This is a genomic window from Ignavibacteria bacterium (assembly GCA_017302895.1).
Lineage (GTDB): Bacteria > Bacteroidota > Ignavibacteria > Ignavibacteriales > Ignavibacteriaceae > UTCHB3.
The window spans coordinates 951,696-975,078 of sequence record JAFLBV010000002.1 but is presented as its reverse complement, the minus strand read 5'-3'; the positions used below and the strand labels follow the sequence as shown (position 1 = coordinate 975,078).

Sequence of the window (23,383 nt, the reverse complement as noted above, 5' to 3'; positions counted from 1 at the left end):
AATGCCCGACAGAAAGAAAAACAGTCTCGTGCTCCTGCTTTACCTGGCAGTGATGCTGACATCCGTGTTTCACAGACACGGGATGGAAGAGAACTGGTTTGCCCACCCTGTCTTCATTGAAAATCACCACAATGGAATTACACATCACTCATCAGTAATTGCTTCCGAGTGTCTGCTCCTGCTATTCGCGGGTAATCCGGCGCTTACAGAAAGTAAATTCTCGACCGATCATTTCCAAAAGCTGTCGCTCTCTGTAAAGAATGGACAGCAGAACGAAATATCGAGTCAAAAATTTAACATCTCACCTCTTAGAGGACCTCCGGCTCTTTAGTTTTTCCCTAAGCTATTTTGAACACCAATCACAGTCTTGTTCTGTCCTGCCATTTTCAAAAATAATGGATGCCGGGACATTGTGTGATTGTATTATTAACATTACTAAAGAGAAATTAAATGAAAAAATTACTTTTTATGGCTGTTATTGCCATGCTTGGTCTTTATTCCGGATGTAAAAAAGAAGATAATGTACTTGTACCGCAGGAAGAACATTTTGCAGCGGAGGGAGTATATCTTTCCACCTCAGGTATTCCGGTGGCATCCATTTTCAGAGGTGTTTCCACCGATACGATAAAAGTACCTCTCGGTAACTCCACAGATCACATGAATGTAAGATTCTTTGATGCGAATAAAAACATAATCAATCCACCCTCGGATGCAGCAAAGAAGCTTAACTGGGGTATCGCAGATACTTCAATGGTGGAAATATGGCAGCATCAGGACGAACCAGATGCAAAATATGAGATTCATTTCCGCGGGAAAAAGGCAGGTATGACCACCGTTGAGTTTTATATTACGCATGAAGGACACAACGATTTTCGATCCGGAAATATTAAAGTGATTGTTCAATAGAACCCATTTAACAACTTTACTAAAAAGGGAGTTTATCAGATTTAATTAAATCAACACTTTAATATAAAATTCTGATAAACTCTCTAAAATTAACATGAAAATTTTAAACTTTGCATTTTTCCTTATCTTCCTGACTGCGGGATCCTTTAGTCAGATTTCGGGACAATCCGCGAGAATGATGACGGTGACAGGAAAAATACTGGACTCATTCAACAAAGAGCCCGTTTCTGCTGCGTCTGTGAGTGTCGAAGGAATGAAATCAGGCGTTATATCTGATGAAAACGGATTTTTTGAGATCATGCTCCCGGTAAACACCAAGTCAGTGATTCATATTACTCACATCAGTTATTCGAATTATACATTTCAAACCACCCCCGAAAACGGCATACCATTCAACCTTCTTGTGTATCTCATTCCGAAAAATCTTGAGTTTGGGACAGTGCTGATCACCGGCAATCATTCTCATTCAAAATTTGAAGAGATTGACAATCTGAAAGGCACTGTGGAAGGTGTTGATTTACAAAAAAATCTGGGACTTACCCTTGCTGCAACCTTGAAGAATGAGGCGGGAATGGCGATTCGTTCGATGGGTCCCGCACCGGCCCGCCCGGTGATACGGGGACTTGGTGGTGACAGAATACTATTCGCAGAGGACGGGGTAAAAACCACGGATTTGAGTGCCACCTCACCTGATCATGCACTCACAATAGAGCCTTTCTCCATCACCAGGGCAGAAATTATAAGAGGTCCGCGAACGATTATTTTTTCTCCAGTTACGATAGGTGGTGTGGTAAATGTGATCAGGCATGACATTCCGGTCGAAAAATCAAACGGTTTCTCCGGCACTGCAGGGTCGTATTACGAAAGTGCAAACAACGGACTTTTGTTTGGGGGGAATGCCGAGTACGGTTATGGGAGCATGGTGATTAAAGGGAGCATCACTTCGAGGAAGTCGAGCGACCTTAGAACACCTGCCGGAAACCTTAAAAACTCATTTTCCGATGCCACAGGGCTCTCCTTGGGAGCATCGTATCTTGGTGATTTTGGTTACGCAGGTTACGCATACCGGAGCATGGAGATGGATTACGGCATACCCGGAGGTTTTGTTGGTGCTCATCCGAACGGGGTTCGGATATCAATTTTCAGAAATGTTTACTCGGCAAAAGCCTCTTTCAATGTAAATTCGTCGCTGATTCACAATGCCACCTTTCATGTGAACAGATCGTTTTACAGGCACAAAGAATATGAAAGAAACGACCTGATTGGCGCTGAATTCAGTATAACAGACTACACCGGGTTCATGAATTTTGAGCATCACCTTTTTGGGTTCAATGAGGACGGAGTGATAGGTGCCTCAGGGCAGTACCGGGACTTTGAAACCGGCGGATTTGTCTTTACTCCAAAATCACAGTCGAAGAACCTTTCGTTCTATTTTTGGCAGCCTTTCAATTATAACGGGCTTAGCATTGAATTTGGAGGGAGGGTCAACTATGATCTTATTTCGCCCGAGAAGGATAAAAAAGCCAACATCGGATACATCAGAGAGAGGGACTTCGTTACATATTCCCTTGCCTTATCCGGGATTTACGGAATAACGAACGAATTGTTTGCGGGTATGAATCTCAGCAGGTCATCCAGAGTTCCCACTATTGAGGAGTTATTCTCCGAAGGTCCACATCTTGCAGCATATTCATATGAAACCGGCAATCCTGACCTGGCATCTGAAAGAGGGACAGGGATTGAGCTCTTCTCGTATTACAAGCTCGATAATTTTTACACACTCGTAAATATCTATTACTATGACCTTGCAGATTTCATAATTCCGAGAAATACAGGGAGAATAAACTACCAGACATTTCTTCCTGTCTATGCCACTCAGGGTGTTTCTGCCAAAATCTCCGGTGTGGAGTTTCAATCTGAATTAAAATTTTCCCCGTCATTTACTTTTTTAGTGAAAGCAAGTTTTACCCGGGGCGAAATGACTGATGGTGGAAAACTGCCACAGATTCCTCCGGCAAAACTTTATCTAGAGGCGAGCTACAAATTGTTTGAATCCAGCACCCTGGAGCTCTCCGCTGAAATGGCTGCTTCACAGGAGGAAACAGATACATTTGAGACACCAACTGCCGGTTATATATCTGTAAACACTAACTTTCACCGGTCATTTTCCCTTGGCAGGTTGACCGGACTTTTATCGATCGGCATTGATAATATATTTGATGCGGATTACAGAAATCACCTTTCGAGGGTAAAAAGCATCATGCCAGAAACAGGTCGGAATTTACGGACAACCTTGAAAGTCTATATTCTCTGATTTTATCGAGTAAAAAGGGGTGTTTATCGAGTAAAAAGGGGTGTTTATCGAAACCTGATTAAATAATACCCGTTCGACCCTTAAGTTTACATCGTAGTTAAACATGATTCCCTGCTAGTGTTTAACATACGAAACTCCCCCCAAAAGGCTGCTTTTTAGCAGCCTTTTTTTTATCTTTACCCCCAAGATTATTAATTGCTCTTAAGACAGAAAAGCAGAATGAGACAAGTCATTTCAACAGCAAGATTCAGCTACTTTCCTTCCATTCACAAATTCATTTTCGATGATGAACTTCATTTTCCCGATGGCGAAATAAACCAATACACAGGTTGTTTTTGTGACTGGATAAAATCGTCACTAAGAGCCGGATCTCTCCGTTTTTACGAAGAAGTTGACGGCACCGGATTCGAGTTTTTTATTCTGTCGATTGATGAGGACCTATACAGGGGAGTAATCCAGGTTTCGATATCGAAGGAGGCGATGCCGGGTTCGAAAAATCTGAAAAATTCAGATTCTTGCCCGGACGAAGGAAATCCCTCAGAAAAAGCAAAAAGAGGGAAAAGGGTGCTCCTGGTGGAGGACAACGAAATAAACAAAAAAGTGGTGGAAAGCATTCTGTCAAACCTCGATTTGCTTCTGGACCATGCCTGGAACGGTGAGGAGGCAATAGAAAAGGTTGCCTCGAACGATTATGATTTAATCTTAATGGACATATCGATGCCGGTTATGGATGGTTACGAAGCCACAAGAAGAATCAGAGACACATTTCCGGAACCCAAAAGCCGCACTCCCGTTATAGCATTAACGGCTGCTTTGAGGTCTGAAAGTGAAGCAAGAGTGGCTGAATCGGGCATGAATGGTTACATAGGAAAGCCGATTGTTTCAAAGGAACTGATTGCTGCTGTCCAATCCTTTCTGTTTGAAGAACCCCGTTTTGAATTCATAAACAACGGATCTGGTGATGATGATATCTTTATTGTTGATGAGCTTGTAGATCTTACATACCTGAAGGAAGTATCTAATAATGACATTCTTTTTGCTTCAGATATTGTCAAGAGTTTTCTCGAAAATTCCGGACCTTTACTTCGTGAGTTGGAATCTTCCCTTGGGAATGATGACATTAAAAGGGCCAGAGAATTGTGCCACAAGTTTCAACCCGTTCTTTCATACATGGGATTGAAAAAGATTATTCCGCTGATGGAGAAATTTCATCTGAATCTTCAAAAGCCTGATATTAACAAGCACGGTCAGTCATTGATTCTTGAGAAGATAATTAAAATGACGACTGAGGCAACAAGTTCACTGGAGAATATTCGGAAGAAAATGCTTGAACGGGTATAGCAAAACGGCTCCCTTTAAACAAGAGATCGAGAGAATATTCCGTGAGGCTTTAGCCTGTCACGATCCTGCGGTGACCGTTTATAATGCTCTGCAGGAACACAAATTGAAGCTTAAAAACAACCGGTTAGTAGAGATTGTAGCGACAGGGAAATCTGCTGTTGAAATGGCTCAGGGTGCCGTCAGGTTTTTTGGTGACAGAGTATCGAGAGGGCTGATAATCACCAATTCAGACAAACCGCCGAAAATTTCTTCCTTCGAAATTCTTGTCTCATCGCATCCTCTTCCTGATGAAAAAAGTCTTTTGGCCGGAGCAAGACTGATTGAGTTTTGTAAAACCGTCCCCCCTGATTCTCTCTTTATCTATCTGCTGTCAGGCGGCACTTCTGCAATGGTTGTCGCCCCTGTTGATGGTGTAACTATCGAGGATAAACGCCGGCTCACAACGATTTTAATGAACGCGGGCATTGAAATTGAAGATTTGAATCTGGTCAGGAGTTCTGTTTCAAAAATAAAAGGCGGGGGTTTGCTCAGTTATATTAAAACAAGGCACATTCTTAATCTCATCATTTCGGATGTATTATCTGATGATGTAAGGGCTATCGGATCGGGAATGCTGGTTCCCTTGGAGGCAGACGCCGGAAAAACGGGAGAAGTGCTGCAGAGATTTTCGAAACCTGCTGACACTGATTTTATACGCCGGATTTTAACAATCGTCGAAAAGACACTTCCCACTGTCCAAAAAACACAAATCATCCCTGAAACAAAGATTATCGACTCAAACAGAAGATTTCTTCATACTTTTGCAGAACTGGCATCAGGAGTGAAGATGGATTTGGTGGTTTGTGACGAACCTGTTACAGGGAATGTGGAAGATACAGCAACTGCTTTCTTTGAAAAGTGTCAGATTATAAAAGAAAAGCGGAGACTTTCAGGCTTACCTGTGTTGATCATATCCGGGGCAGAGCCGGGTGTGAAAGTAAAAGGGGAGGGAATTGGAGGAAGAGCATGTGAGTTCGCAATGCGGTTTTCAAAGCTCATAGCCGGAAGGGATGCTGTGTTGCTAGCGGCAGGTACGGATGGCAAAGACGGCACCACATCCTTTGCAGGAGCAATTATTGATGGGAACACCTTTCCGGAGAGTTTGAACAGAGGTCTTGATTTTGAGAGTTATCTTGAGTCGAGCAATTCAGGTGAATGGATCGGTAAGACAGGTTCAGCCGTCATTACTGGACATACCGGTGTGAATCTTACTGACATTCTGATATACGGCGAGTTGGAGTAAAAAAAAAAAGCTGCCGGGTCAGGGCAGCTCCAAAATACTGAGAAATCAGCCGATCAAACGACAATTTCGATAATCTGTGCATCTGCATCAACTGTGTCGCTGACGAGAGCATCAAAGAATACATTTATGTCGATCGTTGAAATGTTTTTCTGTTTGCAGAATGCTTCAGCACCCTCATCAAGCCCGTTCTTCGTAATCAACAGATACCTTTTCGAATAATTCGCATAAAGGTTTTTGAATTTGAAGAACTGAGTGGATGCGAGATTTACATCATACTTGTTCAGAGGTTCATCCTGAAGAACAAGATTTGCATAAAGCACTGCACGGGCAGATTCACTTACGACAACAATTTCAATTGTATCTCTTCTGTTCCAAACAGAACCAACGCTCGTGATTTCGAACGGGAAGAGGTACTGGATATAAGGGCTTTTCTGATAGTCATGAAAGATTTCTCTCACGAATATTCCGAGTCTGCTGTTTACATATTCACCGAGTTTGTCGCTGATTGTAACAAGCATCTTGTCATACTCGCCCATTTCAAAATTGATGATATCGGGCTGGATAAATCTGAACCAGAAATTTTCAAAATAATTTCTGATAAAATATCTACCGAATTTCGATTTTGCATCATCACTTGTATTCACGGGGAGTTGTCTCTCGATAAGTCTCTTTTTCTTTTCGAGTTCATAAAGATATTTTGTCAGATTCGTTACCGGAATGTTCACGGTTTTTGCGATATCAGACATCTTTGTGAATCCGGCGGCAATTGCCTGGAGGATGGAGAGATATATTTTATTGCCTCTAGTGAAGTCATTGATGAGCAATTCCTTCAATTCGTAGGCGAGCGGAGCAAAATCGACAAATACCAGTTCCTTCAAAATAGTCTCAAGGTCTTTGTTCCACAGGTGATGCCTTTCAATAAGAAAGTAATACTTGGGTAGACCGCCAAAAATTGTGTAAAGGTCGATAATCTGGTTGGTTGACAATTTCGAATTGTTCATCCTGAAAATAACAATCACATCCGAAAGGCGGAAAGGAGTAAGTTTGATAAAGTGGTTGTTAATCCTGAATAACGGGCTGTCTTCACCCTCAAATTTTCTTTTCATGAAATCGATATTTGAAGTAACAACGATCAGGTTGAGCATGGAATTTTTAGAGTGTGTGTCCCAGGCTCTTCTTAACTCGTCAAATGCTTCAGATTCGATCAATTCAAAGTTATGAAACTCATCAATAACTATATTAACAGGTCTGTTTCGAGCGATATAGAACAGAAATTCGAAGAAGTTACCCCAACTTTGGAAATTAGGTATGAAACTGTCAGGAAAGGTATAAGATTTCAGGTACTCTGAAATATCCTGTAATTGCAGGAATGACGATTTGTTACTAATTGTAAAGTAAGCACCGGCATTTGCTCTCAGAAACTGTTTTATCAGTGTGGTTTTTCCAACTTTTCTTTTACCTACAAGGAGAGTAAAGTTGGAATGACCCACTGTATTCGCAGCGATCTGGTTTAAGTAAGCTAACTGGTTTTCTCTGAAATAAATTTTCATCTGAATAAACGGTTTTATTATTAATAAAGAGCGAATTAAATTTTCTGATTCTCAAATGTAAAGATATAAATTTATTACTAATTCTGGTATAATTATTACTTCCCTACTAAAAAAAATATTAATTTTAGCTGTTTTTTATGTTGGTCAATATCGTTAAATTAGCAGGTTACTTTTGAGCATAAACCATATAAGTATTAGAACAGCAGCTTAAAACCTTAAGTTCCTGACTGTTCAAAATAAAGGTGATGCTGGCTGAGCCGGAATGTTGCGGCCATATCAGTTTAGACATTCCAACAGCAAAAATACGAAGATTTGATTTGATGAATAAAAACGGAAAAAATAAAATGACAGAACTCTACAGGACCCTTTCGCGACTTAAAAAAGTTAATCCTGCTTTATACAAGGGGATTAAAGGTGGTGATCTGGTTCGACTTGACGAGAATCTTGATGGTAAAGTAATCGCATTTATGCGTGAAGCTGATGACAGCAATGTTCTTGCCTGTTTCAATTTATCCGGAGAAGAAAAAACGATAGAACTTCAGTTGGGTAATTACTCGGGAGTTTACACCGAGGCGTTTTCCGGAGAGACTGAACAATTCGAGGACAGGATAAAATTAACCCTCTCGCCCTACGGGAATGCCATTTACTCAAAAAAATAGAGCATGACATTTCACTCCCTGCTTGAAAAATATGAACCTGTAATTGGATTGGAGGTTCATGCACAACTCAAGACAAAAACTAAAATATTTTGTGGCTGTTCATCGGTTTTTTCAGAAAACGCGAACAGTAATCTCTGTCCCGTTTGTCTCGGACACCCCGGAACACTGCCGGTATTAAACAGAACTGCAGTCGAGTTTGCCATCCGGCTCGGGATTGCACTCGATGCTGAAGTGAACCGCCATTCCATCTTCGCCCGGAAAAATTATTTCTATCCCGATCTGCCAAAAGGCTACCAGATTTCACAATTCTCTTTACCTGTTGTGGGCAGAGGTGTTGTGAAAATCGAGCTGGAAGATGGCACGATAAAAGAGATTGGAGTAACAAGAGCTCATTTGGAAGAAGATGCGGGGAAGTCGATACATGACAGAGGAGAGAGCACCCTGGTGGATGTCAACCGGTGCGGTGTCCCTCTCATTGAGATTGTTAGTGAACCTGATCTGAGAAGTGGTGCCGAAGCTGCAGCATATCTGAAAAAGCTGAGACAAACACTTCTTTTCCTCGGTATTTGCGACGGCAATATGGAAGAGGGATCTTTGAGATGCGATGCCAATATTTCAGTCAGGTTGCGTGGTGAACAAAAGCTGGGCACCAAAACAGAAGTAAAAAACATGAACTCCTTCAGAAATGTCGAACGGGCTATCAATTTTGAGATCGAGAGGCAGATAGACATTCTCGAGGATGGCGGAAGCATAGTGCAGCAGACACTTCTTTGGAATGCTGACAGGGGAATTGTAACCCCGATGAGATCTAAAGAAGATTCGCACGACTACAGATATTTCCCGGATCCGGATTTGATGCCGCTCGAAATAGATGATGAATGGTTTGAGAGGGTGAAATCATCGTTACCTGAGTTGCCTGAAGCGAAGAAGAAACGATACGAAACCGTTTTCAATCTTCCTCAATATGATGCATCAATTCTGACTCAACAACCGGACTACACATATTACTTTGAAGAATGTGTAAAACACACTCAGAATTACAAAGAGATCAGCAACTGGATAATGACTGAAGTTTTGAAGGTTGCCAATGAAGAAAAGATTTTGCTTACCGGATTCATAATAGAACCCAAACGACTTTCAGAACTCGTAAATCTGATAACATCAGGCGTTATCTCGGGTAAAATTGCCAAGGAAGTATTCGCAATGATGTTACATGAACCGACAGATCCCCATAAAATAGTGGAGAGAGAAGGTTTGATGCAAATATCGAATACGGACGAACTTGAGCAGGTGGTTGAAAAACTCCTCGATGAAAATCCGGCACAGGTTCAGGAGTATTTAAGCGGTAAAGAGAAAGTTGCGGGTTTCTTTGTGGGTAAAATCATGAGGGAAACGAAGGGAAAAGCAAATCCTGCAGTTGTCAATGAAATATTGCTTAAAAGTCTGAAAAAACGGGCTTGAAACCACAAGGTCACAAAACTTTCAACCTCTTAATAACTCCTCTTTTCGTAAATTTACATTTTAATTTGGAGAAAAAATCTTGAATGTAAAAAAAGAGCTGAAGTCATTGCTTCAAGCTTTTGTTGCAGCACTCTTTATTATATCATTTTTCTTTCAGAACACCCGAATTCCCACTCCATCGATGGAGAGTACAATTTTAGTGGGTGATTTTGTTGTTGTAAACAAATTCATCTACGGAATCAATTCACCGAAATTCATTCCTTACACAGAGATTAAAATACCCCACTTTCGTTGGGATATCTTCACAGACCCTGACAGAGGTGACATTGTTGTCTTCGATTTCCCCGGCGAAAAAGGGGAATTCAGACCGAATCCTGAGAATATTCAGTATGTAAAAAGATGCATCGGCTTGCCCGGGGACACACTTGTCGTTCGTAGCAAGGTAGTATTTGTAAACGGTAAACCGGCACCACTTCCACCATACATTCAGTACGGGGCCTCTCAGAACGATCCAAGAATTGCTGCATACATGTTCCCGGGTTACGAGAACTGGAACCCTGACAATTTTGGTCCTTTTGTTGTGCCTAAAAAAGGCGCCAAGGTAAAACTTACGCCTCAGTCCGCAATCGGATGGCAGCACTTCATCAACAGGGAATTTGGTGAGGAAGTGGTAAAGATAACCAACGGTCAGGTGTTTATAAAAGACAAGGCAGTTGATGAGTACGAGTTCCAGGAAGACTACTATTTCATGATGGGTGATAACAGGGATGACTCTTCTGACTCAAGATTTTGGGGTCCCGTTGCACGCAATATGATCGTTGGCAAGGCGGTTTTTGTCCTGTTCTCCTGGGATAACAAGATCCCGTTCAGCGATCTTTTCCGTTTGCTGGGATCAATTAGAGGAGACAGGATTCTAAAAATACTCAACTAATGAGGGTAAAATGATTAACATTAATTATGAGAAATATTTCCTGGACAATGGTCTTGAAGTAATTCTTACAAGGGACAATCAAAATCCGATTGTTTCAATCAACCTGCTTTACAAAACCGGAAGTGCAAATGAAGGAAACCGTAAATCGGGACTTGCGCATCTCTTCGAGCACATGATGTTTCAGGGGTCTGTAAATGTTCCGAAAGGGAAACATTTTCACTATATTCAGGAGACCGGCGGTAACCTGAATGCCAACACAACATTCGACAGGACAGTATATTTCGACAAACTACCATCCACACACCTCGAACTCGGTTTGTGGCTCGAATCAGACAGAATGGGCTGGTTCCTCCCTGCGCTTGTTCAGGAAACACTTTCAAATCAAATAGATGTAGTAAAAAATGAAAGACTGGAACGGTACGATAATGCACCCTACGGTCTTGGTTTCGAGAAGTTGTTGAAACTTGTGTATCCTGAAGGTCACCCTTATCGGAGACCGGTAATAGGATACATGAACGATATTTTATCGATTGATTTGGATGATGTAAGGGAATTTTTTAACACATTTTATTCTCCCTCCAATGCCACTCTTGTGGTTGGCGGAGATATCGAAATTGACCAAACAAAAGAACTCATAAACAAATATTTTGGCGAAATAAAAGGTACTGTCCCTCCACCGGCACCAGAAAAAGTGGAAGAATTTTCACTCCGGGAAACCGTAAAAGAAGTATTTGTCGACAAAGTTTACCTTCCAAAACTGATGTTTGCCTGGCCTTCAACAACTGCATTTACCCGCGAAGACATAGCTCTTGCGCTTACAGGCGATTTCCTGACTTCATCAAAAAACTCCCGTCTGCACAAAAAGTTTGTCTTTACAGATGAGTCTCTGCAAAACATCGAGTTTTCCAACTACACCGGAAAATATCACGGTATGAACCTTCTGACCGCCCTAGTGAAACCCGGAATTGAACCTGAAGAGATGGAGAAGGAGATAATTGATGAGTTGCACAAAGCGCTGAACAGCGAAATTTCAGCAGAAGAGATGCAAAGAATTAAATATAACTATAAAGTTCAAGCGATCTATAATATGCAGAGTGTGAATGCAATTGCTTCGCGAATGAACGAGTACAATTTTTACACAGGTAATCCTAATGAGATGGAAAATATCCTGAAGACGATAGAATCCATCGATGCAGATGAGTTGAAAGCAGTGGCATTGAAATATACAACAGAAAATTATGCCAGGTTGTTGATTGTACCCGGAGGTGGAAAATGATAAATACACTTGACAGATCAAAGGCACCTGCACCGTCTAAAAAGAGTGACTATGTACCACCTGCATTTCCGGAATATTTCCTTGAGAATGGCTCGAGGGTGATATTTCAAAAGAAAGAGGGTCTGCCGATCACCGTGGTGACCTTTATTGTGGAAGCCGGATCAAAGTATGATCCTGTTGGTGGAGAGGGACTCGCACAGCTTACGGCGGCACTTCTCGATGAAGGCGCAGGAGAATGGGATTCCCTGCAGCTTAATGCACTTCTTGAAAGCAGGGGACTTTCACTCAGTATAATGGCAGGAAGCGACAATTTCGAGGTTAGCATCAGCGGACTTTCAGATGACCTCGACCTGATGATGAAATTAGTGTCCGAGGTGGTTTACGATCCACATTTCAAACTTGAGGATTTTGAACGGGAGAGAGACAAGATCAGAAATGCAATCCAGCAGGCTAAAAACCAGCCTCAGGCGATGGCATGGAGACTTTTAGGTAAAATTGTTCAGGGGAGACCAAACGCATATACCTCTCTCGCCGCAACCGAGGAATCGATAGAGGAAATGACACTTTCGGATGTTACCTTTTTCCATGCAGAAAGAATTGAACCCGTCAGGCCTGTCTTCACTGTGGTGACCGATCTCGACTGGTCAGTTGTTGAAGATTCGATAAAGAAAAACTTTAAGGGGAGACTGGGAGTTCACGATCCCGAAAAGGTTGATACCGACTATTCACTTCGCGACCTCAGAATATACATATTGGACAGAAAAGACGCTCCACAAACAGAAATGCTTGGCGGGTTTCCTCTGGATCCGTTGAAACTTTCGGTTGATGATCTCGCATTCACCCTGGTAAACAATATTTTCGGGGGACACTTCAACAGCAGACTTATCAAGAATCTGCGTGAAGAGAAGGGATTCACCTACGGGATTCACTCCTTCATGTACATGATGAAATACTCAGGCCAGTATATCATAAGCACTTCAGTTGATACTCAAAACACCGGAGCAGCACTTATTGAAATACTGAAAGAGATGAATCTGATCAGGAAGAATATAACCGAAGAAGAGCTTGAGTTTGTTAAAAACCAGTCGACCCGAAGTGATACATTTATGTTTGAGACCTACGGTATGGTTTCGGCGCTTCAGAGGTCTCTCATACAACGGGATTTGCCACTTGATTACTATAGTGTCAGCAGGAAGGGCTATGGTAAAATAAATATCGATCAGGCAATTACCGCTGCCAACAAGTATATGCTACTCGAAAACATGCAGATTGTGTTGGTGGGTGACATGGAGGAAATTGTAAAGACCATCCCCAAACCATTAATGAGGGGAGTGGTTGAAGTGAATGACAAAGGTATGGTGGTAATCAGGGAGTAGCTGGGGCTGTTTGTCCGCCTGTCTCGAATGTTCCTGATATTTTAACCCCCTTTTTACGGAGTTTTTTTATCTCTCCCTCGAGCCAGATGATTGACTCAGGTTTCAGGATAAATACGAGATTGTGTTTCTTCCTGTTTTTTGAATATTCTTCATTAAAAGCATTCACAGTCTCCGTTGAATCGTTTCCACTGACAGGAATGAAAATATTCGATTTGATCAGCAGCTTCTTTTTCAATTCAAATTTTTCTTTGACAAAGGGAAGAATTACAGAATTGCCGAGAGCGGAAGAATGATCAACATAGAAAAAAGCTGAATTCGGAAAGGCATTAATGAGACCTGAAATCGTTGTTTCAATTCTTTTTTTCGGGTGGTTTTCGGATATCCTGAATTCGAGGTCGGCATCGTCACTTCCTACCAGAACGGCATAAGGGAGCTGTTGATCGTCAAAGTCTTTAGATAAAACCTGGACACTTTTTGTGGGTTTTAGCAGAATGACATATGGTTCAGGATAATCTCTCAGATATTTTTTAGTTTCTTCGGAAGATTTCTCGTATCCGCTGATCACGATTGAAATAACCGATGAAGACCTTGTGTACCCCTTCTTCCTTTGTACCAAAAATGCATAGTTCAGGGTATCACCAAAAGGAATCGAAAAAAGTGTCCCTTTCTCCTTTTTATTATACCCTGCCTTAACCTTTCCTTCGAACTCACCCAGTTTGTTATATATGATATTTTCAATTGTCGGAAGAGGCAAATCTTCAGGTACAAAAAGTTTGTGGAATTTCTTTTTCTTTTTACTTTTCACATAAAAAGAATCGGGGATTGAGAATTCGGTCAGGGTCGCCTTTAGAACTGAATCGACGATAAAGGGGGAGAGTGGTCGCTTTTTGACCGGAAAAGCCTCAACAACCGCCTTTTTCTCCGCGGTTTTTGCCTCTTTGTAATTGAAAAAGACAAAGATATTGGCAACCACCAAAAGAAAGATGATAACGAGTTTAAATCTGATCAACTGTGCGAACCCGGCAATTAATTCCCCTTAAATTCGGGCTTCCTTTTTTCAAGAAAAGCAGAAGTCCCTTCCTTAAAGTCACCCGTACCTGCACTCAGTGCGAAGAGAGATGCTTCAAAATCGAGTCCGGCATCAAGATTTAGTTCGTTAGTGGCAAGAACTGCACTAAGAGCGTAATTCAGAGCATGGGCGGGTTTTTGAACCAGTTTTTGGGCAAATTCCATCGTTTTGTAGAGGAGTTCTTCTTTTTCATACACTTTATTCGCAAGTCCCATTGCAAACGCTTCGGAGGCTGAGACTCTGTCTCCACCAAGAATCATTTCAAGAGCTCTACCGGTGTTTACAAGTCTGGCAAGACGTTGAGTGCCTCCGTATCCCGGAATAGTGCCAAGGTTCACTTCCGGCTGCCCAAAAAAGGCATTGGCAGAAGCGAAACGGATATGGCAGGCAAGGGCAAGTTCGCAGCCGCCACCCAGGGCAAAACCATTCACCGCTGCAATCACGGGTTTCCCGAGTGTCTCAATTTTTGAAAAAATTCGTTGACCCTTGAGGGCAAATTTTCTTGCCTCTGAAACAGAGAGTTTTGCCAGCTCGGAAATATCGGCTCCGGCAACAAATGACTTCTCACCGGCACCCGTAATAATAACCACTTTGGCTTCGTTGTTTTCTTTTACAAGGTCGATGAGATTTTCCAGTTCATTCAACAAATCGCCATTGAGGGCGTTTAGTTTGTCGGGTCTGTTAATTGTGATTGTGGCGATATTATTTTCGAGTGAAAACAGAAGAAAATTGTAATTCATTTGAAATTTCCTGATTAGAATGAAACAAACAAAGGAAGTCGGACCCTCAGATCAAACGAAATGAAGTGACTGTCGTTATAAATGTTATAGGATGCCATTGCCTCAAGTACAAACGCGGAGACTCCAAATCCGGCACTTCCTCCAAACCGCACACCGTCTTCGATATAGCCGTTTTTATTAATTCCCTGTTTAAAATCGTGCAGTTCCTGAAAGATAATCATCGAGCCTGAAACTTCGGCGATAGGAGTAAGCAGGAACACATTTTTCAGAATCGGAGGGAAGTAGTGCCTGACACCCACTGAGAGGGGGAGGTATTGCATGCTGTAATGGGAATATTCTGTATCCTGATAGTAGTCCTGACTGCCCGGAAACTGTTCAAAACCAATTCTGCCAAAGATGAAGTAGGGCATTATTTTGTTGTCCACATATGACAGCTCGGCGTTGAATCCGTAGCCCATTATGGTTTTCGAACTAAAATTGCCAAATGGAACCCGGGGACCGACCCCCAAGGCAAAGAAATAGCCCTTCGCTCTGCTTTCGCCCGGATCACCGGCAAAGGCAGTAAAGGATAAGAGTAACAAAAGGATAAAGGTAAATTTTTTCATTAATTCACATGGAAATTTTTGGTGCCGACACCATAATCAAAAACCAGTTTTCCGCCAATCTCTGCTGTTTTATAGAGGAAATAGAGTCCGAGTGCCGATAAAGCGAGAAGAATGCGCGGAGCATTTACGACAAACTTCGAGTCAGCTTCCTTTTTTATGTACATTTTTACGAAAAAGAGGAAATTAAGCACAAAGGCAGCAGAAAAGACAAAAGTTAGAGCTGTTGCAAAATCCTCGTGAACTTCTATGAGTTCGGTAATCATCTTTATTTGAGGGTGGGATGAATTTGCCTGCACAAAAGATTGAAACGCACTGTTTCCTGTGAACAGGGCAAATACTACACCGGCGATTCCACCGGCAAGCATCAAAAGTGCTGATTTTGCAAGAACCTCATTTTTGTAAAAGTTGTAAATAATTAAAAGCAGCGGATAGATGCTAAGCAAAGCGACCGGGTAATGTACTGCTTTTGGATGAATCTCTGCAAAAAAATCCAAATTCTGTTACCTCTCAAGATATTTTTTGGTTCTTCGATGTCTGTCAGAAAACATTAAATAGAGTTGTAAATATACAAAAGGAAGAGCAAGCCACCCAAATATTCCGAACGGTGGAAGGAATCTAATTTCGTCCATCATGACCACGGCACCATCTTCACCGGAAAATCTGTGGTTGTGTTCCCAAAATTTGAAGGGACCTGTTTCCTGCAGGTCTGTAATCAGCGAGCCCGAGATTACCTCGGAAATTTTTATTAGCCAGTTCTGCCTGAAAAGAAGAAAATCGATTTCGAGACTGACTTTTGACCCTTTTTTCAGGGGTTTCTCACTCATTTCCACTTTTAATACTTTTGGGAAGGGGGGAGAGATAACTGAGATATTTGTGGTATCAAGGTGAAAATTAAATATTTTTTCCTTATTTACATTGATTGTGACTGATTTTCGGAAGGTGAGCAATATTATACCTGATATTTAATTTTATATAGAAACAGCCCTTTAGCAGGTACCGAACCAAATGCTTTTTCCCGGTTTTTGGAATTGAGGATGTCATTCATGTCATTTTCGGTTCCGCCTTCTTTTGCCAGTCTCAACACCGTGCCTGTTATAGCCCTTACCATGCCGTGTAGAAATCTGTCAGCTTCTATGAAGAAAACGACATTATCCTTGATCCTGGTCCATTTTAATGACTTTATGTTGCAATCAAAATTTTCACGGTCTTTGGCGTATTTAGTAAAAGAAGAGAAATCATGCATACCGGTCAACGGGCGTGATAAAATGTTCAAAAGCGACACATTCAACGGATAATGATAATTGTAAATGAACCTGAAATTAAATGGGGAAGGGGAGTTCGAGATAAAATAGACATACGATCTCGATAAAGCATCAAATCTTGAGTTGAACGACTCAGGAACGCTTTCCATGCTTCGAATTCTTATTGTGAAGGGGAGCATCGAATTAAGCGAGTGCTTGAATCGATAAAAATCGAGAGTTTGTTCACTCTTAAAATTGGCAACCTGACCGAGGGCATGCACACCCGTGTCTGTTCTTCCGGCACCTGTTAGCACCACTTCATGTTTAAGAAGTACTTCAAGAGCCCTTTTGATTTCGCCTTGTACAGTTTTACCCTTGGCTTGGATCTGCCATCCCTGAAAACCGGAACCGTCATACTGGATGATAATTTTGTAGTTATTCATTCATTTTGCACAAGGGGAGTGTAAATTAAAAAAAAGCGAGAGTAAATTTAATCAGAATGAATATAAAAAAAGGCTGCCTTTTCAGACAGCCTTTTTGGGGAATAAAATTTGATGATATCTTAGAAAGCGTAGCTTGCTGAAATATGTCCAAATGTGTTAACACCACCTGTTGAAAGGTTTTTGAAACCTTGTCTCAAAACTTCGTCATTAACTGTAGCGTCGAGGTTGAAGCTTCCAAATTTGAATCCGAGACCGAGTGTAACACCGGTTCTGTCGAACATGGTAGCAACAGTTTCGTTTTTGGTTGTTGCGGTTGCAGCTGATTCCATTTTGTCTTTGTTGGTAGCAACTTTGTAACCAAGTCTTGCTTTCATCCACTCGGTGACTTTGAATTCTGCACCAAGATTCCAAACTGGGAACCACATGTGGTTTTTTGTAAGTTCAGGAGCAGTTGTGGTTGCTTTGGAAGTCCATGATTCAGTAGCGAAGCTAACACCACCAGCGAGGAAAAGGTCACCGGTAGTATAGTTAAGACCAGCGCCAACACCCAAATTGGTGTATGAATCCATATCAGTGCTTGTACCGGCAACATCAACAGTTCCGCTCATTGTTGTGAAGGAAACTACAGGGACAAAAGAGAAACCTTTGCCAATGTTGTGGAAGTATCTTGCACCAACACCGATGGTTGAAGCAGATACTTTATTTGTCTTGGCAGCTTCATTTTTAGCACTTCCGGAAACAAAAGAGAATGAGAAATCAAGACCGTTGTCTTTTGAGAAATGCTGGATAAGTCCAAGGTTTAATCCGAGCTGTGAAGCTGAGGATTTGTCTGCAGTACCAGTAGCGGGTGTCAAATCGTTCTGTGTGGAAGCAAAGGAAACACCAAGACCAAGAACTGTAGCATCAGAAAGAGCATAAGCACCGAGAAGCTGGAAGTTGTTGTCGAGGTTGACAGCATTTCTTCCGGTTCCTGGTAAACCATTGAGGATGGTTACGAGGCTGTTAGTCATCGAAACACTCGAGATACCGGCACCCTTGAAGTCGTTTCTTGCAAGGATGGCACCGAGTGTAAGTTTTTTGTCAAGTGCAAAGTTGAATCCGGCGAACTGACCATCACCGTCATTAGCGGCAGCGGCTGAAGCACCGATATCACCCCAAAGGAAATTGCCATAATATTTGGCAAAAGCAGGGTTGTTTGTCATGTTAAAAGCGTCTACTAAAAATGGATTTGTTCCACCTTCTCCGCCCATTGCCTGTACTCTGGCGTAGCCGCCACTTTTTTCTTTAGGTACCAAACCTGACTGGGCATTGGTTACTGTAGCAAGAAATGCAACTAAAAGAACAAATGCAAATACTTGTTTCATATAATAACTCCTTATTGTGGATTGTTGAATGGAATTAAGTTTCCAAAAAGCAAAAAAAGCTTCAATGTAAATTAGACTTTACTCATTTAATATGCAAATAGTTTAAATTTTCGTTAAGTCTGTTTGCAACTGTTTATTATATAAATAAAAAATTGCGATGCAAATATAACAAAAAAGCGAAATTAAAAGATGTTATAACAAGGAAAAAAGCAAAAAAATGGATGAATGGAGGATATAAATGACGAATGGGACAAAAAAAAGCTGCCTCAAATTTCTTCGGGCAGCTTTTAAGATCTAATTTATTGAGAGTCAGGTATCGATTTTTCGAATTAAAAAGCGATATCCGAAGTTCATTTGCTTATTTCTGGAGAATCATTTTCTTCACTTCTGTGAACTGACCGGCTACGAGTCTGTAGAAATATACACCGCTCGCAAGGCCCTTGCCATCGAAAGTAAATTTATGATATCCGGGTTTCAGTTGTCCATTATTCAGAACCTGAATCTGCTGGCCAAGGATATTATACACAACCAGTTTAACATCCTGAACTGAAGGAAGAGTAAACTCAATCACAGTCGCAGGGTTGAACGGATTCGGATAATTCTGGAACAGCTTGAATTCGGTCGGAATTGTTGAATTGTCTTTTGCTGACAGGATGATATCAGTTTTATAGATATCACCGGCATCAGTACCAGCAACCACTTCGTTTGTAGAAGAGTTTACAGAGATTGATGAGATATTCTTGCCTGACAAACCAAAATCCATCCAGAAATCGGGGAGACCTCTTGTGACAACTACTGGAAGCATATAAACTCCCGAGCCCCAGGCACTTGCAAAGATATTGTTCATTGCATCGTGACCGATTGCATAGATATGCGAAGCAGTCATTCCTGAGGAAATTCTCTGCCATGAAGCACCTCCGTCTTCACTTCTTATTACACCGTCACCATAAGTTCCGGCATAAACAACACCGTTTCCGTCAACTGTGAGTGACCAGATGAATCTGCTGACAGGGTTCGAGTTGAGGTGAATCCATGCGCCACTTCCGAGGGAGAGTTTGTGAACTCCACCGCCCATTGTACCTGCATAGATGTCACCGTTGCTGTTTTTGGCAAGTGCATGAACAGCGAGATCGGTAAGACCGGTGCTGAATTCTGTCCAGCTTGATCCGAAGTCATCGGTATAATAGATACCACTTCCCCAGACACCGGCGTATATTGTTCCGCCGTTTCCAAGCAGCAGGGCTCTTACATCACGGTTGCTCAAACCTGCCACAGACCATGTATTACCATTATCAGTTGAAGCATAGATTCCTGACTCAGTACCGGCGTAGATTTTTCCACCCGGAACCGAGATCAATGACCAGACATAGACAGAGAGCATATTTGAATTTATCAAAGTCCACTCTGCACCGCCGTTTGTCGATCTGTAGATTCCACCACCAAAGGTTCCTGCAAGCAGGTTACCGTTCTGATCGTTGACCATAGTAAGGATTATCTGATTGAAACCAACAGTTGAAACCTGTTGCCAGTTGTATGACGATCCCGAGGTGTTGTTCACTTCTCTGCTGATAACTATTGCGGCAGAGCTCATATCATCTTCATTCTTATTGTGGTTGTTTGGATGAGAGTCAGGGTCATTCTGAACTGCTGCAACCACTTCAGCGGTATTCACTACTGTTGTGTCAACAGGTATGTTTCCTCTGAAGAGAACGAGATTATACTGACCTTTTCCTTTTGCATTCTTTGCAACCATCTGACCGTTTTGTACACCGGAAATGAAGTTCACATCAGTTCGAGGAGCAAGAATAGAACCTCTAACATCTATATTGGAGATGGTTATTGAATCGGCTTCGACAAAGTTGTAAAGAACATTCGAATATGGAGTTCCATAAACATTCAGTCCGCCTTTCCAATTGGCATACGATCCAAATATGTTTACGAGGGCAGAAGCTCCGTTAGGAACGCTGATCTCGAAATCGTTTGCCATCGAGAGTGTGTCAGCCCAGATCTTGAAAACATTCAATGACGGATTTGATCCGACAAGTGACAGTTTACCATACTGGAGACCTGCGGAACCGTTGGTTCCATAAGCTGCAAACTGACTGCTGAGATTCAGCAGATAGGCTGAAGCAGCAGGGAAATCGATAACACTATCTTTTCTGAGTGTGCCTTCAGTGATTGTGGCGAGGTAAGGAGTTACTTCGGCATAGTTTCCATATACCACATTACCGTTGTAAACTCTTCCGGATGTGAAGTAGAGGTTATGACCAACCACAAGCACATCTTCGGTACCGTTTGAATTCTGGAGCTTATCACCGACGCTGTAGTTACCAATTCTGCAGTCATTTCCTACTGCTACCTTGCCCTCTGTATCGGAGGAAGGAGCTGTATAGTCATTCAGCACAAAAAGGTTGTAATTCTTTGCAACTCCAAGGTCGAATGAAAGTGAGTTCATCAGATTGACATTCACTCTTGCATTGATAACAAGTGTTGCACTTGCATTAGCAGCGAGTGACGAAACTGTCCACAGATTCGTGTTTACATCAAAACTTCCGACTGTCGGGCTGGAGCTGACATACACTATACCTGCAGGGAGAACATCGCTTACCTTGATTCCGGTTGCGGTTCCAGGACCGGCGTTGTTCAAAACTATAGTATATTGAATTGTCTCACCATTCTGCGGGGTCGGATTTGAGACGGATTTAATCAGACTCAAATCAGCTTCGGGCGCGTTTGGAGGTGGACAGACTGAAGGATTCCATGACAGGGTTCTGTTAACACCTGTCTTGATCTGGTTTCCGTCACAATCAAGAATGCTCATACTGTACCGAATCTCGACCAGAGTATCTGTTGGAGTAATTCCGGGCCACCATGCCTGCATTGTAAATGTAGTATCGCCATATATCCATTTTTGTGTAAAATGATCCTGTGTGCAGGGATCAAATCCGGAAGGACAATTGGTTACATTAGAGGGTTTAACAACTTTCCATGTCAACACGAGTTGTGCACGGGTGTTTTGAGGTAACAGATTTACCGAGCCATTAATCGTGATCCATTGCGGGGTGTAGAGGCAAATGGTTGAATCGGGACCGAGGGATCCTGACCAGTCAGTTGCACAAGTGGCAGGGAGATAAGCACCGGCATCCCATGTGAGGTCGGTTTGACCGGGAGCGAGGGTTATGCAGACTGTTCTACCTGTATTAGGATCTACATCAGAATCTTTGTTGTCGTCGGATCCGCGATTTGAAGGAGCGAACACATACCCTGACGGGAGTGTAAATTCAACAACATAGTCGCCGGGTGTAACATTTGTGAAGGAGTAAACACCGTTGCTGTTGGTTGTGGTTGTGGCAACCTGATTCAGACTGCAGTCGAGCAATCTGACAGTTGCACCACTTATACCGGGTTCATTGTTATCCTGGAGTCCGTTTGCATTAAGATCTTTCCAGAAAAGATTTCCAAGAGAACCCTTCATAGTTAGAGGGTCATAAAGACCGGCGTCACGGGTTTCATCTTCATTTCCTGTCAGGAGGTTGAAGCAAGCGGTTTTTCCGTCTGCTGGATTGGCGTCTGAATCTTTTTCATCGTCAGAACCGGCATCTTTTGTTGTAAAAACAAAACCGTTTGGTTTTACAAATTCAAGGTAGTATGATCCGGTCGGAAGTGTCTCAAAAAGATAATTTCCATTGGAATTGGTTACTTTGGTACTCAGTAGAGTACCATCACAAGTGTATAACTTAACGGTAACATTTGCGAGACCTGGTTCACCATCATTTTGGATACCATTGAAATTCAGGTCATTCCATACCCTATTGCCAATTTTTCCCTCAGGAAGCGGTACGGTGGTAAGACCCGCATCCCACGAAAGATCATTTTCGTTGGGTGAGAGTGTAGTACAGCCCGTTTTTCCGGTGGCTTCACTGACATCTGAATCTTTTGAATCGTCTGAACCTTCATTCTGATCTGTGAAAACATAACTTGAAGATGGTTCAAATTTTACATAATAATCTCCGGGGACGAGATCACTGAAAAGGTAATTACCACTTGAATTTGTAGTTGTGGTCGAAATCAGATTGTTGTTGCAATCGTAAAGTTTAACCGTAACACCTGAAACTCCATTCTCACCGGCATCCTGTATGCCATCTTTGTCTGTGTCAAGCCAAACCCTGTCTCCAACCGAAGCTTTGGGGTTGTAAGCAGTACATGCAGGACCGGTTACAGTACCGTAATCGATATTAAGACCTGCTTTCGCAGCTATCTGCACCTGAGCAGTATCCCAAATTCCCGGTACGACAAGAGTGTAAACCTTTGACTGACCAATTTTCTGGCCACAGTCCCATTTAAAACCATACAACTGTGTGGTCGGATCGGTACCGATGGCGGTCGGGCTTGGTGTACCCGTAACACCGGTATGGTTGTTGCAAAGCGCTATCACCCAGTGGGAGAGGTCTTTACCGGAACCGTCCCCTACTACGAGATAGGTAAAAGTTGTCCTGTTATTTGTGACATCCCAGGTTACGCCATTAAGCGTTACATTGTAATCCAGCACTTTACTGCCGGCAAACAATGTTGATGAGAACATCAACAAGACAAAAAGAAAATTGTATAGAGTGATCTTGTTAGACCTCATAATATTGTCCATGGTTTAGTGTTTAAGAACCTTCAATTTTAGTGCAAAAATCATACCAAAGAAAAAGCTCTTTTTTTACCTCAAAATTACAGTTTCTCATTTTAAGAGTGACTCAAAATGAGAATTTATTCAGTTGTGTGTATAAAATAGAGGCAAATTAGTGGTGGAATATCGTGAAAAATAAAATAATATCCA

19 protein-coding genes are annotated in these 23,383 nt (G+C 42.0%); 10 read left to right on the top strand and 9 right to left on the bottom strand.

From position 1 onward, the window contains the following. The first annotated feature begins 1 nt into the window (after position 1). The 5 genes from J0L60_11750 to J0L60_11730 all read left to right on the top strand — a co-directional run bounded on the left by J0L60_11750 (position 2) and on the right by J0L60_11730 (position 5,843). Positions 2-331 carry a hypothetical protein gene (locus J0L60_11750; protein MBN8546793.1) on the top strand — a complete coding sequence of 110 codons (330 nt, stop codon included), beginning with the start codon at positions 2-4 and terminating at the stop codon, positions 329-331. A 119-nt stretch (positions 332-450) separates the two neighbouring features. Beyond that, on the top strand, positions 451-906 hold the full coding sequence (locus J0L60_11745; protein ID MBN8546792.1) for a hypothetical protein: 456 nt from the start codon (positions 451-453) through the stop codon (positions 904-906). 298 nt (positions 907-1,204) lie between these two features. Then, positions 1,205-3,220 (top strand): TonB-dependent receptor, encoded by a 2,016-nt coding sequence (locus tag J0L60_11740; protein MBN8546791.1) that lies wholly within the window; start codon positions 1,205-1,207, stop codon positions 3,218-3,220. 219 nt (positions 3,221-3,439) lie between these two features. Next, complete coding sequence (locus J0L60_11735; protein ID MBN8546790.1) at positions 3,440-4,561, top strand: response regulator; 1,122 nt, start codon at positions 3,440-3,442, stop codon at positions 4,559-4,561. Next, on the top strand, positions 4,548-5,843 hold the full coding sequence (locus J0L60_11730) for a DUF4147 domain-containing protein (protein ID MBN8546789.1): 1,296 nt from the start codon (positions 4,548-4,550) through the stop codon (positions 5,841-5,843). Before J0L60_11735 ends, J0L60_11730 begins: the two co-directional genes overlap by 14 nt. Before the next feature lie 53 nt (positions 5,844-5,896). On the opposite strand, the gene J0L60_11725 is transcribed toward J0L60_11730, so the two are convergent. Continuing rightward, positions 5,897-7,393 (bottom strand): AAA family ATPase, encoded by a 1,497-nt coding sequence (locus J0L60_11725; GenBank protein MBN8546788.1) that lies wholly within the window; start codon positions 7,391-7,393, stop codon positions 5,897-5,899. 344 nt (positions 7,394-7,737) lie between these two features. Between J0L60_11725 and J0L60_11720 the strand changes: the two genes are divergently transcribed. From J0L60_11720 to J0L60_11700, 5 genes are all read left to right on the top strand, one after another. Beyond that, positions 7,738-8,052, top strand: coding sequence for an alpha-glucosidase C-terminal domain-containing protein (locus J0L60_11720; GenBank protein MBN8546787.1), 315 nt, complete (start codon positions 7,738-7,740; stop codon positions 8,050-8,052). A 3-nt stretch (positions 8,053-8,055) separates the two neighbouring features. Continuing rightward, positions 8,056-9,513 (top strand): Asp-tRNA(Asn)/Glu-tRNA(Gln) amidotransferase subunit GatB, encoded by a 1,458-nt coding sequence (gene gatB, locus J0L60_11715; protein ID MBN8546786.1) that lies wholly within the window; start codon positions 8,056-8,058, stop codon positions 9,511-9,513. Positions 9,514-9,592: 79 nt separating this feature from the next. Then, positions 9,593-10,444, top strand: a complete 852-nt coding sequence (gene lepB, locus J0L60_11710) for a signal peptidase I (GenBank protein ID MBN8546785.1) — start codon at positions 9,593-9,595, stop codon at positions 10,442-10,444. A gap of 10 nt (positions 10,445-10,454) precedes the next feature. Further along, positions 10,455-11,720: an insulinase family protein gene (locus J0L60_11705; protein ID MBN8546784.1), complete on the top strand. Its 1,266-nt coding sequence runs from the start codon at positions 10,455-10,457 to the stop codon at positions 11,718-11,720. Continuing rightward, positions 11,717-13,096: an insulinase family protein gene (locus J0L60_11700; GenBank protein ID MBN8546783.1), complete on the top strand. Its 1,380-nt coding sequence runs from the start codon at positions 11,717-11,719 to the stop codon at positions 13,094-13,096. Before J0L60_11705 ends, J0L60_11700 begins: the two co-directional genes overlap by 4 nt. Here J0L60_11700 and J0L60_11695 read toward each other — a convergent pair. The 8 genes from J0L60_11695 to J0L60_11660 all read right to left on the bottom strand — a co-directional run bounded on the left by J0L60_11695 (position 13,086) and on the right by J0L60_11660 (position 23,188). Further along, positions 13,086-14,105 (bottom strand): hypothetical protein, encoded by a 1,020-nt coding sequence (locus J0L60_11695; GenBank protein ID MBN8546782.1) that lies wholly within the window; start codon positions 14,103-14,105, stop codon positions 13,086-13,088. The two genes, J0L60_11700 and J0L60_11695, sit on opposite strands and share 11 nt — an antisense overlap. A 17-nt stretch (positions 14,106-14,122) precedes the next feature. Further along, positions 14,123-14,905: an enoyl-CoA hydratase/isomerase family protein gene (locus J0L60_11690; GenBank protein ID MBN8546781.1), complete on the bottom strand. Its 783-nt coding sequence runs from the start codon at positions 14,903-14,905 to the stop codon at positions 14,123-14,125. 14 nt (positions 14,906-14,919) lie between these two features. Continuing rightward, a complete protein-coding gene (locus J0L60_11685) occupies positions 14,920-15,510 on the bottom strand; it encodes a hypothetical protein (protein ID MBN8546780.1) in 591 nt (196 codons plus the stop codon). Then, positions 15,510-16,004, bottom strand: a complete 495-nt coding sequence (locus J0L60_11680) for a hypothetical protein (protein MBN8546779.1) — start codon at positions 16,002-16,004, stop codon at positions 15,510-15,512. The genes J0L60_11685 and J0L60_11680 overlap by 1 nt, the downstream gene beginning before the upstream one ends. 6 nt (positions 16,005-16,010) lie before the next feature. Beyond that, positions 16,011-16,334 (bottom strand): hypothetical protein, encoded by a 324-nt coding sequence (locus tag J0L60_11675; GenBank protein MBN8546778.1) that lies wholly within the window; start codon positions 16,332-16,334, stop codon positions 16,011-16,013. Positions 16,335-16,459: 125 nt separating this feature from the next. Continuing rightward, positions 16,460-17,194 carry a tRNA pseudouridine(38-40) synthase TruA gene (truA, locus tag J0L60_11670; protein ID MBN8546777.1) on the bottom strand — a complete coding sequence of 245 codons (735 nt, stop codon included), beginning with the start codon at positions 17,192-17,194 and terminating at the stop codon, positions 16,460-16,462. A 119-nt stretch (positions 17,195-17,313) separates the two neighbouring features. Next, entirely contained in the window at positions 17,314-18,558 is a 1,245-nt protein-coding gene (locus tag J0L60_11665) for a hypothetical protein (protein MBN8546776.1), read from the bottom strand. 358 nt (positions 18,559-18,916) lie between these two features. Beyond that, positions 18,917-23,188, bottom strand: a complete 4,272-nt coding sequence (locus J0L60_11660; GenBank protein ID MBN8546775.1) for a choice-of-anchor A family protein — start codon at positions 23,186-23,188, stop codon at positions 18,917-18,919. Positions 23,189-23,383 lie beyond the last annotated feature (195 nt).

Bases quoted from the DNA above. Each gene is read 5' to 3' on its own strand.
- J0L60_11705 (MBN8546784.1), top strand. From the start codon at position 10,455: ATGATTAACATTAATTATGAGAAATATTTCCTGGACAATGGTCTTGAA.
- J0L60_11690 (MBN8546781.1), bottom strand. From the start codon at position 14,905: ATGAATTACAATTTTCTTCTGTTTTCACTCGAAAATAATATCGCCACA.
- truA (MBN8546777.1), bottom strand. From the start codon at position 17,194: ATGAATAACTACAAAATTATCATCCAGTATGACGGTTCCGGTTTTCAG.
- J0L60_11675 (MBN8546778.1), bottom strand. From the start codon at position 16,334: ATGAGTGAGAAACCCCTGAAAAAAGGGTCAAAAGTCAGTCTCGAAATC.
- J0L60_11720 (MBN8546787.1), top strand. From the start codon at position 7,738: ATGACAGAACTCTACAGGACCCTTTCGCGACTTAAAAAAGTTAATCCT.
- J0L60_11735 (MBN8546790.1), top strand. From the start codon at position 3,440: ATGAGACAAGTCATTTCAACAGCAAGATTCAGCTACTTTCCTTCCATT.
- J0L60_11660 (MBN8546775.1), bottom strand. From the start codon at position 23,188: ATGAGGTCTAACAAGATCACTCTATACAATTTTCTTTTTGTCTTGTTG.
- gatB (MBN8546786.1), top strand. From the start codon at position 8,056: ATGACATTTCACTCCCTGCTTGAAAAATATGAACCTGTAATTGGATTG.
- J0L60_11685 (MBN8546780.1), bottom strand. From the start codon at position 15,510: ATGAAAAAATTTACCTTTATCCTTTTGTTACTCTTATCCTTTACTGCC.
- J0L60_11740 (MBN8546791.1), top strand. From the start codon at position 1,205: ATGCTCCCGGTAAACACCAAGTCAGTGATTCATATTACTCACATCAGT.
- J0L60_11745 (MBN8546792.1), top strand. From the start codon at position 451: ATGAAAAAATTACTTTTTATGGCTGTTATTGCCATGCTTGGTCTTTAT.
- J0L60_11700 (MBN8546783.1), top strand. From the start codon at position 11,717: ATGATAAATACACTTGACAGATCAAAGGCACCTGCACCGTCTAAAAAG.
- J0L60_11725 (MBN8546788.1), bottom strand. From the start codon at position 7,393: ATGAAAATTTATTTCAGAGAAAACCAGTTAGCTTACTTAAACCAGATC.
- J0L60_11665 (MBN8546776.1), bottom strand. From the start codon at position 18,558: ATGAAACAAGTATTTGCATTTGTTCTTTTAGTTGCATTTCTTGCTACA.
- J0L60_11750 (MBN8546793.1), top strand. From the start codon at position 2: ATGCCCGACAGAAAGAAAAACAGTCTCGTGCTCCTGCTTTACCTGGCA.